Origin of the sequence: Pararhizobium sp. PWRC1-1 (assembly GCF_049897905.1) — a bacterium.
Lineage (GTDB): Bacteria > Pseudomonadota > Alphaproteobacteria > Rhizobiales > Rhizobiaceae > Pararhizobium.
Genome location: NZ_JAFCXE010000024.1, coordinates 99,188 through 115,716 on the forward strand (window position 1 = coordinate 99,188; position 16,529 = coordinate 115,716).

Sequence of the window (16,529 nt, forward strand, 5' to 3'; positions counted from 1 at the left end):
GATCGACGTCGCCCGGCTGCACCTTACGGCCGGACCTGACCGGTGCCGCGCACCCTGTATTTGAACGAGGTCAACTGCTCGACGCCGACCGGCCCGCGCGCATGCATCTTGCCGGTGGCGATACCGATTTCGCCGCCCATGCCGAATTCACCGCCATCGGCAAACTGGGTGGAAGCATTGTGCAGCAGGATGGCCGAATCGACTTCCGCAAAGAAGCGCTCGACGACGGCCGGGTCCTCGGCAATGACGGCTTCCGTATGGGCCGAAGACCAGGACGAGATGTGATCGACCGCGCCCCCGATACCATCGACCAGCGTCACCGAAATGATCGCGTCGAGATATTCCGTTGCCCAATCTTCTTCGGTCGCCGCAATCAACCCCGGCACCATGGCGCGGATATCCTCGCTGGCGCGGACCTCGCAGCCGGCATCGCGAAGGGCAGTGATCAGCGGCGCGACGAATTTGTCCTTCGCCTTGCGGTCAATCAGCAGCGTTTCGGCGGAACCGCAAATACCGGTGCGGCGCATCTTGGCGTTGACGACGATGTTTTTCGCCATTTCCAGATCGGCAGAAGCATCGACATAGACGTGGCAAACGCCTTCCAGATGGGCAAAGACCGGTACACGGGCCTCATTCTGGACTCGGGCGACAAGGCTTTTGCCGCCACGCGGAACGATGACGTCGATCGAGCCGCCAAGACCGGTCAGCATGGCACCGACGGCCGAGCGGTCAGACACCGGAACCATCTGGATCGCATGCACTGGAAGTCCGGCATCCTTCAAGCCCTGCACCATGCAGGCATGGATCGCCTGCGATGAATGCAGGCTGTCCGAGCCGCCGCGCAGGATCACGGTATTGCCGGCCTTAAGGCAAAGCGCGCCCGCGTCGGCCGTCACATTCGGCCGGCTTTCGTAGATGACGCCGATGACGCCAAGCGGCGTGCGCACGCGCTCAATATGCAGGCCGTTGGGGCGATCCCACTCGGCAATGACATCACCGACGGGATCGGGCAGGTCGGCGATAGCGCGGATGGCATTGGCCATGTCGAGGACACGGATTTCCGACAAAGTCAGCCGGTCGAGGAAGGATGCAGCAACGCCGGTTTCGCGGGCGTTCTCGAGGTCGAGCGCATTGGCGGCGAGAATGTCGTCCTTGTGGGCAACGATATTGCTGGCCATGCTGATAAGGGCTGCATGTTTGCGCTCGGCGGACGCGGTGGCGAGCGGCCGGCTGGCGGCGCGGGCCTGACGGCCGATCACCGCCATCAATTCCTGGATTTCTTTCTTTCGCGCATCGTCAAGCATGAGCGTCGCTCCTCACTGCATCCGTTTCCCGCTTGGCGGATGCGGTCATCACCATATCGTCGCGATGCACCATGGCGGCGCGTCCGGCATAACCGAGAATGACGGCAATTTCCGCCGATTTCTTGCCAACGATCTGGCGGGCTTCGTCAGCATCGTAACCGGCCAGCCCACGGGCAATTTCGCGGCCTTCCGCTCCGATGATGGCAATCGTATCGCCGCGGCTGAACGATCCCGTCACCTGGCGAACACCGGCCGGAAGCAGGCTTTTGCCGGAGCGAAGTGCTGTTTCGGCACCGGTATCGATGGTAAGGCTGCCCGCCGGCAGCAACTGCCCGGCAATCCAGGTTTTGCGCGCTGTGACCGGCGAACCGGATGGCGCAAACCAGGAGGAGCGGGCACCTTCGCCGATTGCGGACAGCGGATGATCGACTTTACCCGACGCAATGATCATGGCGCAGCCGGCGCCGGTGGCAATCTTGCCGGCATCGATCTTGGTACGCATTCCGCCGCGCGACAGCTCGGACGCAGCGCCTCCGGCCATTGCCTCGATCTCCGGGGTGATCTCGGCAATCGTTTCAAGAAAACGTGCATCCGGATCAAGATGCGGCGGGGCGGTGTAGAGCCCATCGATATCGGAAAGAAGCACGAGCAGGTCGGCGCCGGTCATGGTGGCGACGCGCGCCGCCAGACGGTCATTGTCGCCATAGCGGATTTCAGTGGTGGCGACGGTATCGTTCTCGTTGATGATCGGCACGGCCCGCATCTTCAAAAGCTGGCTGATCGTGGCGCGGGCGTTGAGGTAACGCCGCCGCTCCTCGGTATCGCCAAGCGTCAAGAGAATCTGACCGGCAACGATCTCGTCCGCCGACAGGCTTTCGGACCAAGCGCGGGCAAGCGCGATCTGGCCAACGGCCGCCGCTGCCTGGCTTTCCTCCAGCTTAAGTGCACCGGGCGCCAGATCAAGCACCGAACGCCCGAGCGCAATGGCCCCGGAGGAGACGACGAGAACCTCGACACCTTTGGCTCTGAGCGCCGCGATATCGGCGCACATGGCATTCAGCCAATGCTTCTTCAAACCCGTCTTGCGATCCACAAGCAGGGCCGAGCCGATCTTGATCACAATCCGGCGGTATTTTTCCAGCGGTTTGCGTTGCGGCGTCATATCAGTCTTCGTCCACCTGGGTCTGCGCAGCGACGATGATATCGCGCAGCGCGCGCAATGTTTCAGTCATGCCGGTGCCGACCACGGCCGACAGCAGCAGCGGTGTCTGGCCGCTGGCCTTCGCCAGTGCCTTCTGCTTCTTCTTCAGTTCTGTCGGATCAAGCACATCGATCTGCGACAGCGCGACGATTTCAGGCTTGTCGAGCAGCTCGCCGCCATAGGCTTCAAGCTCGTGCTTGACGGTCTTGTAGGCCTTGGCGACATCTTCTTCCTGCGCGGACACGAGATGCAGCAGAACGCGGGTGCGCTCGACATGGCCGAGGAACCGGTCGCCGAGGCCGACGCCGTCATGGGCGCCTTCGATCAGGCCGGGAATATCGGCCAGAATGAACTCGCGGCCATCGATCGTCGCAACACCGAGGTTCGGGTGCAGCGTCGTGAACGGATAGTTGGCAATCTTCGGGCGCGCGCGCGTCGTCGTTGCCAGGAAGGTCGATTTGCCGGCATTCGGCAGTCCGACCAGACCGGCATCGGCAATCAGCTTCAGCCGCAGCCAGATGGTCTTTTCCTCGCCCTCAAGGCCTGGATTGGCCCAGTTCGGGGCCTGATTGGTCGAGGATTTGAAATGGGTGTTGCCGAAACCGCCATTGCCGCCGGCAGCCAGGCGGAAGCGCTGACCCTCGGCGATCATGTCGACGATCATCGTTTCGGAATCTTCCTCGAAGATCTGCGTGCCGACCGGAACTTTCAGCGTCACGTCACCGCCGCCGGCGCCCGTGCGGTTGCGGCCCATGCCGTGAATGCCGGTGCCGGCTTTGAAATGCTGCTGGAAGCGGAAATCGATCAGCGTGTTGAGACCGTTGACGGCCTCCACCCAGACGTCGCCGCCACGGCCGCCGTCGCCGCCATCCGGGCCGCCGAACTCGATGAATTTCTCGCGCCGGAACGACACAGCGCCAGCTCCGCCGTCGCCGGACCGGATATAGACTTTTGTTTCGTCAAGAAATTTCATCGCACTGCCATCTGTTTGGTGTATTTGCCGCCACAATTGTCGCCATCGATATAGGCGCGTGCTCCGGAGGTCAAAGAATATCGTGAAGTTTTTGAGCTATAACATCCAGTACGGCGTCGGTCTGGATGGCAGTTTCGATCCGGAACGCATCGCCGCAAGTGTTGAGGGCGCCGATGTGATCGCGCTGCAGGAAGTGACACGGAATTTTCATCGCAACGGCCATGCGGATCTTCCTGCCATTTTCAGTGACCTGATGCCGCAATACTTTTCCACCTTCTGGCCGGCCTGCGAGATCGATGCCGGTTCGGCAGTCGAGAACGGCCGCGCCGTTGAGCGGCGCTTCCAGTTCGGCAACATGATCCTGTCGCGCTTCCCCATTGCCGCGACCCGCCTCATTCCGCTGCCGCGCACCCGGACGATCTCGCCGATGAACCTGCAGCGCGGCGCGACCGAAGCGCTGATCATCACCCCTTCCGGTCCGTTGCGGGTCTATTCCGTCCATCTCGACCATGCTTATCCGGCCGAGCGCATCGCCCAGATCGCCTATCTGAAGGAAAAGGCGCTTTCTTACTCGAGAGAAGGCGGCGCCATGACCGGCGGCGGCGATTTCGGCTTTGCCGAACTGCCGCATCCGGAAGACTTCGTGCTGATGGGCGATTTCAACATGGAGCCGGAAGGACCGGAATATTGCGCGATGACCGGCGCGCGCGACGCCTATTACGGCCGCTCGCTGCGCCTTGAAAACCCGGTGGATGCGCTGGCGCATCTCGGCCGGCTGACGCCCGAAAGCTATAGCTGGATCAATCCCGCCGATCATCAGAAGCGCATGCATCTCGACTATTGTTTCCTCAGTGCCGGTCTTACGCCGCGATTGCGGCATGCCTGGATCGATACCGAGGCCGCCGGTTCAGACCACCTGCCGGTCGGCTTCGAGCTGGAATAGGGCCAAGAGAAAAGGCCCACGGCTTCGTTGCCGCGGGCCTTCCTTCATTCATGGAGCGCGCAGGGCACCCGCCGTGATACCGGTCTCGATATGACTGACCATGCCGTTGCGGGCCAGTGCATAGATCTGGTTGCAGCCGGTGATCTCGAAGCCGAGCTTCTTCTGCAGCTTCAGCGATCCTGCATTGTCGGCAAACACGCCGGAATGCAGGACAGTGCCGGGCATGCGCTGGAAGAACCGCTCCATCGCCGCATACGCCGCCTCGCTGGCGTAACCGCGGTTCCAGTAATAGCGGTTCAGCCAGTAGCCGAGATGCCATTGGCCGTGCATGAGCTCGATACCGACGCAGCCGATATGGACATCATCGCCGGTGGTGATCGCCAGCGTCCAGCCGGCAATCAGCCCCGAGGCCTGGCGGACCAGCCAGTCGTGTGCATCCTGCCGGTGATAGGGCACGGGCACCCGCGCCAGCATGCGCGAGACCTGAAAGTCGGCCAGCGATTGCGCCACCGCATCGGCATCCGACAGCTTGTGCGGCCGCAAGATCAGCCGTGCGGTTTCGATGACCGGGCAGGGGCCGGGATCGGGACGAACGGCAACCTTCGGCCGTTCACGCAGGTGAGCGGTCATCTCAGACCTCCCCAGCTGCGCAACGACATCCAAGTCTTGCGGTCGAGCCTGTACCATTCGACGGCCATCATGCCGCCCAGCGCCAGGCTATCGACCATGCCGGAGCCCTGGAACTGAAAGCCGCACTTCTGGATGACCCGCCGCGAGGCGACGTTCATGACCCGGCAGCGCGCATCGATTTGGTCGATGTCGCGGGTGCGGAAGGCCATGTCGGTCAGCGCCTGCGCTGCTTCTGTGGCAAAACCCTTGTTCCAGTGCGGTTCACCCAGCCAGTAACCAAGCTCCGCCGTCTTGCCGTCGGGATGCGGCTCGATACCGCAGCAACCCAGAAATGCGCCATTATCCGCTTTGGTAATCGCATAGACGCACTTGCCAATCGTGCCCGTTTTCGTACGGCGTACGAAATCCGCAGCATCGGCCACCGTGTACGGGTGCGGCATGCGCGAAACCATGGTGGCGATATTGGCGTTGTTGGCAAGATGGGCAAGGGCGTCGATATCGTCTTCGTGGGGGGCGCGCAAAACGAGCCTGGGCGATAACAATATCGGGCAATCGGTCCTTGACCGTTGGGGCCGCAGCCGCTCTTGAGAAGATTCCAGGGAATCTTCCCGGGGAGACCGTGATTGGCTCTCCCTCAACAGTTCGCTTTGCATGTTCAGTCCTCCAAGACTTGAAAAAGGGGAGATCGGGCATTGCCCCATCTCCCCTTTTGATCTTGGCCTGAACACGGTAAGCGTCAGCCGGGTCGATGAGACGCCGGCTGTTTTAAGAGCGCTACCGGCTTATTCCGCTGCTTCGGCTTTCGGCATTACAGACACGTACACGCGGCCATTGGCCTTCGTACGGTAGTTCACATTGCCGGCCGTAAGTGCAAAAATGGTGTGGTCCTTGCCGAGGCCAACATTGGCGCCCGGATGCCACTGGGTTCCGCGCTGACGCAGAATAATGTTGCCCGGAATGACGACTTCGCCACCGAACTTCTTCACGCCGAGGCGCTTGGACTGTGAATCGCGACCGTTGCGCGAGGAACCGCCAGCTTTTTTATGTGCCATGGATGTTCTCCTTTAAACCTTGGATCCGTATCTCAGTTTGCGGCTTCAGCGGCAGCGTCGTCGGACTTCTTGGAAGCCTTCTTCGCCTTCGCGCCTGCAACAGCAGCGATGTCCAAAATGCGGACAGTCGTGTTGTGCTGGCGGTGACCGCGGGTGCGCTTCGAGTTCTGGCGGCGGCGCTTCTTGAAGGCGATGACCTTCTTGGCGCGGCCATGTTCCACAACTTCGGCGCTGACAACGGCACCTTCGACAAACGGAGCACCGATGGTTGCATCGGCGCCGACGCCGACCATCAGGATCTCGGTGAATTCAATCTTGTCGCCTGCGGCGCCTTCCAATTTTTCAATCGTCAGAACGTCGTTGGCTGCCACGCGGTACTGTTTACCGCCGGTTTTGATGACTGCGAACATTTTTTATCCTTTCATGTTCGTTCCGGCTCTTCACTCAGGGTGAGGCCGTCTTTTTCTTCAGTCGGACATAACAAGGCGTTTCGGCCTTGCCGGTGAACGGGCACAATAGAAACCCGGCGCGGTGAGGACTGGCCACACCACTTCGATTTCGCGAATTACGTGAAGACGGCAAAACTGTCAAGGTGAAAGACGCGGATGCGATTGATTTTCCTTGATCCACCCTCTTGTCATTGCCGAAAACTGCCGCTATGAACCGCCTCGCGCTAACGGCGCCGACCAGCATATCCGGAGAGGTGGCAGAGTGGTCGAACGCACCGCACTCGAAATGCGGCATACCTGCAAGGGTATCGTGGGTTCAAATCCCACCCTCTCCGCCATTCTGAACCTGGGCTACCAGCGCTCCTCGCAACATCCTCCCCCCGAAACGCACGCTCCAATAAATGTTGCCACTTATCCTGGTGATCGACGGGCCACAACCGCGGCACTAGCGTGCGCAGAACTGAACGAAAATGTCCTCCTCCGAGAAAACCGCTCGCTGCTCATCGCCGTCGCTTGCGGTCCAACGAACGCGATAAACGGCCATTAGGTCCGAAGGTCCGGCGGTGCAGCGGGTATTGACGAGTAGGGCAAAGCCCGGCTCAAGCTCGAAGAATGTCACATCGGGCTCTTCAGCTAATGGCTCATCAGAATCACAACCATAATACTGGCAAATTGCCGTTATCTCTCGCATGTGTTGAGATCGGTTACACAGATAGATCGCGGCACGTGAACCTGGTGAATTCCGCGGTTGAAAAAGAAACAAGCCCTCGCTTGCCAGGTCCGGAACGCGGATTACTTGAGCGAAAGGCGTGGGTGGAGCACGAAGTTCCCAGAGCACGAACGGGCAAGAAACGGCAGTCAAGTCCAGCCAATTGCCATTTCCAATCACCGATGACAGGGGGATCAGTATCGTAGTTAGATTTGGTGCACACGACTCCAAAATTGCCATTGCGTAGTTCCACGCTGCGGCTTCCTCACCAGGATGCTCCTCCGATATATATTCCTTTACGACAATTTTTTTACCCCCAGCCAAGGCGTCTTCTACGAGCGCGCGCTGGTATAACAATGACGCTCCGGATGCGTCCGGATCCCCGATGTTGGTCCGGTAGTATACGATTATTTCTTCCATAGGATATGCCCAAACTTACGAACCAGGATCACGGAGGGGAGGTTGCTTCCTCCGAGCGGCGATCAGGATTCCCAAGGGCCTGCGCAATAGTCTGTTTCAGAGCGCGGCCGTTCGCCCCCTGGGGATGCCGAAGCCGGACAATCTTGGAGGTATGCCCGTTTGCTGTGCGCTCAGCGTGGACAAATGCCTGCAAAGGCTCAGAAAGCGGCTCGAAATTTAGCCCAAGCGCACCAAGCTGTGTCTTCTTCGTAAAAACAAAAACCAGCTCGGGTTTATGGTCGTCTAGAATGTGCTCAAAACGAGCATTCGCGATTTTTGCCTCGGCATCAGTTGCCGTTCCAAAACGTTGTGATTTCGTCCCGATCATTGTCGGCACATAATTGAAAAACAGGACTCGGTTCCAAAAATCGGAGTGGCTGGTGAAGCCAAAAGCATTTCGGATCGTGCTATGGAACCTTGGTTTCCAGGAGCCATCCATCACCTTATCCAGTGTGAAAGCGGAGAAATTTTCATTGTCTGGATATTCGCCTTCGCTCCAATGCGAGTATCCAACTACTGCGACCTTTTTGCCGTTGATGCCCTGATTATAACTTGCGCCTTTGAATGGCAGATGTTCAGCTTTCATTATATCCTCCATATAAGTCCACATCCACGAATCCCTTTGGACGTCGAATCGACGCATAAGATTTTCGGATCTTTAAATTTTATTCTGCGCCGAGCTCGTGAAGTGCTGATTTTATGCGAGGTCGAAGCGCATTTATAAATGCGTTCGTTCGATCCTGAAGCCACGATATTGCATGACTTCTTGATGTTGGATCATCGATATCTGATAGGACGTCGCGCTCGTGGATAGGAGGCGCATGGTCGAAATGGATGGCGGCTGACGGCAACTCGGCGCGGATTTCGTCAGCAGATTCCGCCAGCAGTTGGACGACCCGCTCACCGATTGTGCCAGGGGTAAATGACAGGAACACTCCGACCGTATTGCTTGCCGCAGCCCGATAGACAGACAGCCAGCATAACCCATGCTGCTGGCCAAATCGGAAAACCACGTGGGCCGCTTTAGGTGCAGCTGGTATCATTTGGTCTGGATCATCTAGACGGAGTGTTGAAAGAAAGTCTGTCCAGAATGCCAGTCGCTTTGCACGTCTGCGTTGCCGCATGCTGTCTGCCTCAGGATCAACATCAAGCTCCGAGATCTCATTGTCTAGGTCTTGCTCTGCCACCGCGTAGCCATCCGGCGCGGCAACGACGGTGCGGACGATGTTTTGTGTGCGCGCTAGGACGCGTGGCACAATAATTCGTTGGCCGCTATCCATTTCATAAATCGGAAGTTCAACAAGGCCTAACGTGAAATGGAGGCCTGCATGCCTCTGAAGATAGTCAGAAATCGCCTCGACGCCCTCGCGAATGCCGTCGCCAACGATGAGAAGCAGAAAGCGACCGCGCCGAAGGTTGAACGTCAACGCGTCGTTGAATGCAATTTCATCAACATCATACCCGGCTGCTATGACCAATTCGATCAAAGGGTTCCCGGCCCTCTTGAGGTTACGGCTGGCTTCGCGTTGCAGGTCAGACGAAGTCCAACGCGTCAGTTCCTTAGAATAGTCCAGGATCTGGCCAACCACTTCCCGACGACTTTCTGGGTTCTTCCAGAGCTTGCATTCAACGAGGACAGGCAGACCTGAAGCGGTAACCAAAAAGTTGTCGATAGGCCCAGCTGGGGTGTTCAGCTCTCTGCAAATTGGAACGGGATTAATGAACTGCGGATCTATCTCTGCGATTGGAAGACATTGAGGAAATCGATGAACAAGATCTTGAATGGTATTCTCGCTGAAACCGTGAGATCCGAAGGTCAAGGCTTGCGCCGCGGCCACACGACTACCGTCGGGCTCGATTATCAGTGGACTTGCGTGTTGCCGGACCATTTTCCCTCACTGCGTGTTTTTATCTAGCCTGTCTCGCAGAACATGCTGCGGAGAACAAGACGAAACTGATCTATCGAAATGCGTTATCCTTTTGCATCGCAAGGCCAAAGACGAGGAGGTAGCCAGAGCTGCTGTTCAACGCTCCGCTGACGCTGCTTGTGGAACCTGTTTCATTTGCTTGCTTGAGCGCCGGGATAGTCCTTGGCTCCCCCCAGGGGCATCCCTCGCCCCTAGTTCGTTCTACGCGTGATCGACAACACCCGTTGGAGAATCACGATGGCGATGATCAGGGAGCTCAGAGGACGCTGGCAACAGTGGGCCTGTCTCTCAAACCGCCCTTTACGTTAACTTAAGCATCTCGATATATAATAATAACATGAGATACGTTATCGCTGCTTTTGTTCTGGCGTGCTTCGTTACCTGGGACTTTGCTGAGAAAAAGGGATCCTTCTCTTTGACGGCTCTGGGCACCATCACTCATTATGCGAAGCAGCCTTCCCGAATTTTAGAGATCATTCGGTTTAGTCGTTCTGCTAGATGATGATCATTTGCTGATTGCCCGGCAAAATTCCAAAAACCCAACTTCGTTCCTCATCGGACATTTGGCAGGCACAGGCTTGCTGGCCACCGCTAGGCCCATATTGAACACCCTGGATAGCTTCCGCACGTGGTCGTTATTCTGGGTTGTGCCGGGATAGTCCGTGGCTCCCCTCCAGGAGCGTCCTACGCGTGATCTTCAACACCGTTGGAGTTCACATGGCTACGATCCGGAAGCCAAGGAGGGCGCGTGCTCTCTGATTTCTCAGCAGTTCCAAAATCGGATGGGATTTTGGACATGCCTTAGCCTATCGTCCGTAACTCGCTTGCCTCTATCGCCGACATACAGGTCCCATATCTCTGGCGGTGCCTCCTGGCCGATGAATCCCACACGATGAGCCTCTGTGCCATCAGCGTAAGCGATATCTGGGAAGTTCTCGGACGTGGCAGCCATCCATCGTTGGGGACGAAAGGCACCAACCACGACTCCACGGACGACTGCGAGCACATACTCTGCCTTTTCGGCCCGCAGCTTCGAGATCCGCCAGCAATATCGGACAAGGTTATAGATGGCGCGCCGGTCAAAACGTTCTTCGAGCTTGTTGACGTTGATTAGGATTAGACGATGCTCGGGGTTCGACGGAAACTCCGGCAGGCTATATTTATCGATCAGCTCCAGGTGGTTCATTGGCCCCTTGTCGCTGCTCGCGTGCCCGCCCTGAATGTTAGTGAGACCAGGATAGGCATCGATGATTGCAGCTTCGACTTCAAAGATTGCGCTGTCGGGTATCTCGTGGCGATGGATGACGTGGAGGACATCAAGTCCTGCATTCTTGATTGCGCGGATGCGATCGAGCTTCGGACCAAGTCTCTGATCATCATCCTCTGCAACGTCAGAAAGTCCGGCGGCGTGATCGAAGACCCGGTTGTTGCGTCCCTTTCCTACATAGAAAGTCTCGCCGTTTCTGGGGTCTATCAGCCGATAAACGTAGTTGCTCAGCTTCTGGCAAACCTCTTCCGGAAATCTGTGGTTGCTACTCAAGTTGCCCCCCCTGCAAATCAGCAGCGATTATCTGACAGTGACCAGCTTCGGTTGCAACAACTATGTCTGTGCGGGATAATCCTTGGCACCCCTCCGGGGGCATCCTACGCGTGATCTTCAATAGCCAATTGGGGATACGCATGGCGACGATCAGAAAGCTCAGAGGCCGCTGGCAAGCACAAGTTCGCAGGCGAGGTATGAAGCCCCGTTGCAAATCGTTCGATAGCAAGAACGATGCAGAGAAGCGGGCGCGCAAGCTTTGTGCCCACGTTGGCGGTGCGATGCGGCGCCAGATATTAGCGTCCCTTAGTGAACGACACCCTGGCAGTCCGGTCTTTCCTTAATGACAGCGTGATGTAAACGGGCAGATACCACACAGATCACCTCCGTGTTCGAGTGCGAGGCACTCGCCGGTGTAGAGGTGTCCTATCCTCCTCTACAAGCGGCGGGCACGACGCACGCTGCTTTCGCTCTCGAATCTCTACGCTAGTGGCCGTGGCTCTGGCACCTGTTTCCTTGCGCCACATAGGCTGGTATCAGGAAGGCAGGGCGAGGGGAATTAAATGTGGCAATGGTTTTCAAATGCGTCTGTGCAGGCCAGCCTTGTTGGCTCATTTGCGGGATTGATATCTGGCGTCGTGATTCTGCTTGTGGGTGCGCTTTTCAACTTCCGGCTTAACCGTCGGAGGGACGCTTTGGTCCGAGCCGAGGAAGCGGATGCAGTCGCCGCAGCACTTTTCGGCGAGATCATATTGATCAGGAAAGAGCTGGCGCGGACGGCAAACCTTGTTGCGAGAAAGAGTATGCATGGGGACGGCGAGTTCGATAGTCACTTTCTCGAGCTCATGCGACTTCAGGATCCGCTACTCTATAAGGCCCTTGCAAGCAAGCTTGGCTTGCTCGACCCGAAGCTGATTCTTGCAATCACTGATTTCCACACGAACGTCGAAATGACCCGATCAAGTCTGCCACTGATCGTAGAGAACAAGGATCGTGGATACTCCTATAGCCCGCTTGCTGTGCTGACGCCGGCAACAGCCGCGATCCAAGATATCAAGCCGACCATTGATGCCTTGGCAGCCAAGATGCGCGTGCCACTGCCAGAGGACCTTGACATTAGCAATGCTCTCTTCCTTGTCGATTCCGAGCGGGAGATCTTCACCGAGCCAAATTGACAAGAAAAAGTTGCGGTGGGCTACATTATTTGCATTTCAACCTAGCAATTTTCGAGGGGAACATGGCGAAGCCAAAGACAGAAGCAGGGAACAATGTCGACGCCAGTGACGGGAAAGCCCTGCCGATGTGCGGGATCGTGATGCCGATCGCTGCAATGGACGGCTACGACGAAACCCACTGGGTGAATGTGAATTCGATCTTGGACGAAGCGGTCCAAGATGCAGGCTTCACCCCGCAGATGGTGAGCACGGGTGCCGACATCGGCGTGATCCAGGCACGTATCGTGCAAAATCTCTACGACAATCCGATCATCATTTGCGACGTAAGTGGCAAGAACGCCAACGTTATGTTCGAACTCGGCCTGCGTCTGGCGTTCGATAAGCCTGTGATCATCGTGAAAGATGACGCCACCGGCTATTCCTTTGACACTTCGCCGATAGAGCATCTGACATATCGCCGTGACCTTCGGTATCAGAATGTCTTGGAGTTCAAAGAGAAACTGACTGCCCGGATCAACGCGACGATTGCGAAAAGTCAAACCGATCAGAACTACTCTCCGTTCCTACGGCACTTTGGAAAATTCGAAGTAGCCAAGTTGGAAACAAATGAGATCAATTCCGGCGACTACATCATAAGACGGCTCGATGAGTTGCAATCCGAGATACGGTTATTGGCTCTTTCCAATAACAGGGTATTCATCGGATCGCGGAGCAATCAAGAGTTGGACGCAATCGTCGATAACGTCCTCAGCCACTATCACGTATCGTCCGGAGGGTCTGCACATCCGCTGAACTCCGAAGAGGACGTAATGATCCGTGTCCACGATGCAGTCCAAAGTTCGAAAAATCTGGCGGGAAACGTTACCAAGGCGATGGTCGCTAACGCAGTCAGAAGGGCGATGGATCGCTTTATTGAGCCCGATGCGTTTCCTAAGTCGACGAAGAACCGACCCACGGACTGAACCGCAACCGGAGAAGAAACGTAACGACTGATAGTTTCATCAAGCTCAAGACTGATTATCCGATCAAAAGAACCAACGCTGGCTTGGACGGGGCAGATGAGCGGCGGGTCCGTGCTAAAGTTGAAGGACGGACACTTCAAAACACGGCCTATGTCGCTAGGGAGGGGAACAAGCCCATGCGTTCGTCGCCTGGATCGAGAACGCTTTTTATCAACGGTATTCGGAAGGGAATTGAATGGGCACAATACCCATTCTCACGGACATAACGAACCCCAGGCCGAACGATAATGGAATGGCGTCAGTCGACACACCACATTTCGACCAGCGCTTCGATGCTGTCGAACTTCTCCAGCTTCTCGCCGTTTCCGCCGTTCGCCACGATCAGCAGATTATTGGGTGCGATGATACCGCTCCTCAGTCAATTTCTTCCGCACCATCCAATCCAGATTGCCATCAACGGCCATCAGAGCTCAGAGGTTGACGGCAAGGTCAGGTCCGGAGGCGCGGCATGAAGCACTCAGCTCCCCATTCACTGGAGACTAATGATTTTTGCGGCCGAAAACGACTGGTCTTTTTTAACCCCCGTCACCATACCGGCCCCATGCCTCGGCGCTCCATCCGCACCCTTCAGCCAGCACTCCCGCTTGATGTAGGTGCAACTCCCGGATGGCATGACGCTTCGCCTAGGCTGGGCAACTGGCGATGCTTCCTTGGCGATCTGAAGTGCTGGGATGGATCTCGGCTCCCCTCCTGGGACACTCTAACGTTATCTTCTATAGATATTGGAGATCACACGGCGACGGTCAGAAAACTCAGAGGACGCTGGCAAGCGTAGGCTCGGCACCTCATAGTGGTGGTGGTCCAGCGTTGCAGCTTTTTGTGGTGAGCCAGTATTGCATTTCCAAATACCCCAGTGGATCAAAACCGGGCATAGGGTCGGCCGGAAAGGTTTCTTTCTCCATCGGTGAGTCGTAATAGCCGGGCCATTGCGCCGGGCCTAGTTCTATATTCCTTTCGCATCGGCGACGGGTTATCCCACTTCGCAGTCTGACGGCTGCAGCGTTGTCGTCGAAACGGCCCGTCGGAAAAAAAATCGAAGTGAAGGCAATAACGTCATATGCGCTGTAGGAGTCGGATATAGTGCTGTTCCAGCGCTGAAAGATTCTTGCGTCGGTTGCCACACTCACCTGCAAGCGTTCATTCTTCATCCATTGCCACGGCGAATAATCGACGCAAATTCCTGCAAGGATGCAGAATGGCGTGGCTCCCGATTTGAGAACAACGCTGGTAGCCAACGAGTCGTCATCATTGATTACGCAGTAACGGACCACTGGCCCCGCTGGCTTTCCGGGTATTTCTGAATTCTCGTCCCCGCCGGCAGGTTTTTTCTCAATGCGCAGAGTTACTAGTTTTCCGTGTAAATCTATCATCGGACCCCCCTATTCGTTATTTTATAATTCTCTAATATTTTGACGGAGTCAATTTAAGGTTTTAAAGCTGACCGCTCGAAACTTGTGCGCTCCCGAAATAATCGCGTTATATGTAACCAAATACTGACAATACGAGAAGAAATCTCAAGTCTTGAACGTATGCTTGCCACGGTTGTGCTGGCGACAAAGCCATCGGGCTCGATGGGTTTGTTGCTGATTACGATGCATTATCCGAACATCATCCACGGCGAGGTGATCGTGCATAATGTCCTGTCACGCAACGACCCGTTCGATGCTCGGCATCTGGTATAGAAAATGGATGAGGATGTGAGCCGCCACACGGCCTCCGCCGCCGACCCGCCTTCGTCGCGGAGTGTCATACGCGCGAAGATCGCGAGGCGACTATCGGCAGCTCAGAGGCCGCTGGCAACCCCAGGTGCGTCGTCGTGGTGTGCTGTGAGCGCCGAGAAATCGTTCGGCGTGATCAGGCGCCGGACTTCCGGTGGGTAGCAGTTTCCACCGCCGATGTAATCTCGAAACGTGGCGCGCGCCTGGACGTTGGTCAGCACATAGCACGTTGGCGTGAGAGTTCTGAAATCCAGCTCGATGAAGATGAAAAAGTCGGCGTCGCCCTTCGTTGTCATGTTCACTGGCCAACGGGTGATGTCCTGCGCTGGGCTTGTTCGGAATTGCCTTGTCTTCACCTCGATCGACTTAGCCAGGCCAGCGATAACTATGATGACGTCGTGACCGGGTGCGCCTTCGGGGCTGATGTAGGCTGCGTGTCCGAGGCTGTTCAGCTTTGCTACGGTGGGTAGTTCGCCGAGGGTGCCGGCCTGTAGCCTTGAGAGTAGAGTTAGCATGTGATGAGGCTCCTACGGTGCCTGGATCACACCGAATGCTGCCCGGAATACTGCAGATCCGGCTTGCAGAAAGCTGACTACCCATGAACTTCTTCATTTCGTTCCTCTTTTTCGCCTCCTCTTGTCATAGAAGAGCGGCCAAATGGCGCAACCACATTGTCCGGGATTATCCTTGGCTCCCCCAACGGGGCATCCCACGCATTGATCAACGACATCAATGAGGGATTGACATGGCGACGATCAGAAAACTTAGAGGCCGCTGGCAAGCACAGGTGCGGCGACGTGGTATGAAGCCTAGAGCAAAAAGCTTCGACAGTAAGTCTGATGCGGAAAAATGGGCGAGGGATCTTGAGAGCCAGGTCGATCGATTCGGTGCTGCGCCAGACACCAAAATCCTCGAGACCACGACACTCGACGACCTGCTCAAACGATATAAGGTCGAGGTATCTCCGACAAAACGAGGCGCCGTTCAGGAGATTCAGCGAATCGACGTGCTTCAGCGCCATGATATCGCGCACCGGACGTTGATAGGACTCTCGCAACAGGACATGGCGTCGTTTCGCGATGAGCGCCTTCGTTTAGTAGCTCCATCTACCGCCGTGCGTGAACTCGCTATCCTCAGCCATGTCATTGAGGTGGCAATACGTGATTGGGGAATGCCGCTCGCGAAGAATGTCGTGAAGCTCGTCCGACGTCCGGTGATCCGAAACGAACGTTGCCGGCGCCTAACTGGCGATGAGGAGCAACGCCTGCTCGACGGCTGCGAAGGTGGCAAGATCCCATTCTTCAAGAGTGAGCGTCCGGCTAGCGGATTTTGCTGATCGGGCAAATCGGGCGATGTTCTGGCATTAGAACCAGCATTAGTGCTGACATTAATGCCAGATCGAAGAGGTTGCATGGCTCGAATGGAG

17 protein-coding genes, 1 tRNA gene and 3 pseudogenes are annotated in these 16,529 nt (G+C 56.7%); 8 read left to right on the forward strand and 13 right to left on the reverse strand.

From position 1 onward, the window contains the following. Window positions 1-23: 23 nt before the first annotated feature. The 3 genes from ACP7E0_RS28340 to obgE are packed head-to-tail and all read right to left on the reverse strand — an operon-like array spanning window position 24 to window position 3,478. Window positions 24-1,304: a glutamate-5-semialdehyde dehydrogenase gene (locus tag ACP7E0_RS28340; RefSeq protein ID WP_426129877.1), complete on the reverse strand. Its 1,281-nt coding sequence runs from the start codon at window positions 1,302-1,304 to the stop codon at window positions 24-26. After that, window positions 1,297-2,466 (reverse strand): glutamate 5-kinase, encoded by a 1,170-nt coding sequence (gene proB / locus ACP7E0_RS28345; protein WP_426129879.1) that lies wholly within the window; start codon window positions 2,464-2,466, stop codon window positions 1,297-1,299. Before proB ends, ACP7E0_RS28340 begins: the two co-directional genes overlap by 8 nt. A gap of 1 nt (window position 2,467) precedes the next feature. After that, window positions 2,468-3,478, reverse strand: a complete 1,011-nt coding sequence (obgE, locus tag ACP7E0_RS28350) for a GTPase ObgE (RefSeq protein WP_426129881.1) — start codon at window positions 3,476-3,478, stop codon at window positions 2,468-2,470. Between the two features lie 82 nt (window positions 3,479-3,560). Between obgE and ACP7E0_RS28355 the strand changes: the two genes are divergently transcribed. Further along, window positions 3,561-4,421, forward strand: coding sequence for an endonuclease/exonuclease/phosphatase family protein (locus tag ACP7E0_RS28355; RefSeq protein ID WP_426129882.1), 861 nt, complete (start codon window positions 3,561-3,563; stop codon window positions 4,419-4,421). A 48-nt stretch (window positions 4,422-4,469) separates the two neighbouring features. On the opposite strand, the gene ACP7E0_RS28360 is transcribed toward ACP7E0_RS28355, so the two are convergent. The 4 genes and pseudogenes from ACP7E0_RS28360 to rplU all read right to left on the reverse strand — a co-directional run. After that, window positions 4,470-5,051, reverse strand: coding sequence for a GNAT family N-acetyltransferase (locus ACP7E0_RS28360; protein WP_426129883.1), 582 nt, complete (start codon window positions 5,049-5,051; stop codon window positions 4,470-4,472). Continuing rightward, entirely contained in the window at window positions 5,048-5,704 is a 657-nt protein-coding gene (locus ACP7E0_RS28365) for a GNAT family N-acetyltransferase (RefSeq protein WP_426129885.1), read from the reverse strand. Before ACP7E0_RS28365 ends, ACP7E0_RS28360 begins: the two co-directional genes overlap by 4 nt. Before the next feature lie 129 nt (window positions 5,705-5,833). Next, window positions 5,834-6,103, reverse strand: coding sequence for a 50S ribosomal protein L27 (gene rpmA, locus ACP7E0_RS28370; RefSeq protein ID WP_037096930.1), 270 nt, complete (start codon window positions 6,101-6,103; stop codon window positions 5,834-5,836). Between the two features lie 101 nt (window positions 6,104-6,204). Continuing rightward, a pseudogene (gene rplU / locus ACP7E0_RS28375) lies at window positions 6,205-6,513 on the reverse strand (50S ribosomal protein L21); the annotation flags it as partial. Between the two features lie 287 nt (window positions 6,514-6,800). On the opposite strand from rplU, the gene ACP7E0_RS28380 reads away from it, so the two are divergent. After that, a tRNA-Ser gene (locus ACP7E0_RS28380) sits at window positions 6,801-6,890 on the forward strand. Window positions 6,891-6,997: 107 nt separating this feature from the next. Here ACP7E0_RS28380 and ACP7E0_RS28385 read toward each other — a convergent pair. The 4 genes from ACP7E0_RS28385 to ACP7E0_RS28400 form a co-directional block, all read right to left on the reverse strand. Beyond that, the gene (locus ACP7E0_RS28385; protein WP_426129887.1) at window positions 6,998-7,681 is read right to left on the reverse strand and encodes a hypothetical protein; all 684 of its coding nucleotides are present in this window, start codon (window positions 7,679-7,681) and stop codon (window positions 6,998-7,000) included. A gap of 28 nt (window positions 7,682-7,709) precedes the next feature. Continuing rightward, window positions 7,710-8,306 (reverse strand): hypothetical protein, encoded by a 597-nt coding sequence (locus ACP7E0_RS28390; protein ID WP_426129889.1) that lies wholly within the window; start codon window positions 8,304-8,306, stop codon window positions 7,710-7,712. A gap of 79 nt (window positions 8,307-8,385) precedes the next feature. Then, the gene (locus ACP7E0_RS28395) at window positions 8,386-9,540 is read right to left on the reverse strand and encodes a hypothetical protein (protein ID WP_426129890.1); all 1,155 of its coding nucleotides are present in this window, start codon (window positions 9,538-9,540) and stop codon (window positions 8,386-8,388) included. An 871-nt stretch (window positions 9,541-10,411) separates the two neighbouring features. Continuing rightward, complete coding sequence (locus ACP7E0_RS28400; RefSeq protein ID WP_426129892.1) at window positions 10,412-11,188, reverse strand: LEM-3-like GIY-YIG domain-containing protein; 777 nt, start codon at window positions 11,186-11,188, stop codon at window positions 10,412-10,414. A 140-nt stretch (window positions 11,189-11,328) separates the two neighbouring features. Between ACP7E0_RS28400 and ACP7E0_RS28405 the strand changes: the two are divergent. The 4 genes and pseudogenes from ACP7E0_RS28405 to ACP7E0_RS28420 all read left to right on the forward strand — a co-directional run. After that, window positions 11,329-11,460, forward strand: a pseudogene (locus ACP7E0_RS28405) (site-specific integrase); the annotation flags it as partial. A 291-nt stretch (window positions 11,461-11,751) separates the two neighbouring features. Beyond that, window positions 11,752-12,363 (forward strand): hypothetical protein, encoded by a 612-nt coding sequence (locus tag ACP7E0_RS28410; RefSeq protein ID WP_426129894.1) that lies wholly within the window; start codon window positions 11,752-11,754, stop codon window positions 12,361-12,363. 62 nt (window positions 12,364-12,425) lie between these two features. Further along, the gene (locus tag ACP7E0_RS28415) at window positions 12,426-13,325 is read left to right on the forward strand and encodes a hypothetical protein (RefSeq protein WP_426129895.1); all 900 of its coding nucleotides are present in this window, start codon (window positions 12,426-12,428) and stop codon (window positions 13,323-13,325) included. A 287-nt stretch (window positions 13,326-13,612) separates the two neighbouring features. Further along, window positions 13,613-13,837 carry a hypothetical protein gene (locus ACP7E0_RS28420; RefSeq protein WP_426129897.1) on the forward strand — a complete coding sequence of 75 codons (225 nt, stop codon included), beginning with the start codon at window positions 13,613-13,615 and terminating at the stop codon, window positions 13,835-13,837. Between the two features lie 333 nt (window positions 13,838-14,170). Here ACP7E0_RS28420 and ACP7E0_RS28425 read toward each other — a convergent pair whose 3' ends face one another. Then, window positions 14,171-14,755: a hypothetical protein gene (locus ACP7E0_RS28425; RefSeq protein WP_426129898.1), complete on the reverse strand. Its 585-nt coding sequence runs from the start codon at window positions 14,753-14,755 to the stop codon at window positions 14,171-14,173. 159 nt (window positions 14,756-14,914) lie between these two features. Between ACP7E0_RS28425 and ACP7E0_RS28430 the strand changes: the two genes are divergently transcribed. Then, window positions 14,915-15,067 (forward strand): hypothetical protein, encoded by a 153-nt coding sequence (locus ACP7E0_RS28430; protein WP_426129899.1) that lies wholly within the window; start codon window positions 14,915-14,917, stop codon window positions 15,065-15,067. Between the two features lie 101 nt (window positions 15,068-15,168). Here the strand turns inward: ACP7E0_RS28430 and ACP7E0_RS28435 are convergent, their stop codons facing one another. Then, complete coding sequence (locus tag ACP7E0_RS28435; protein WP_426129900.1) at window positions 15,169-15,618, reverse strand: hypothetical protein; 450 nt, start codon at window positions 15,616-15,618, stop codon at window positions 15,169-15,171. Between the two features lie 230 nt (window positions 15,619-15,848). Between ACP7E0_RS28435 and ACP7E0_RS28440 the strand changes: the two are divergent. Then, window positions 15,849-16,412: pseudogene (locus tag ACP7E0_RS28440) on the forward strand (site-specific integrase); the annotation flags it as partial. Between the last annotated feature and the right edge of the window lie 117 nt (window positions 16,413-16,529).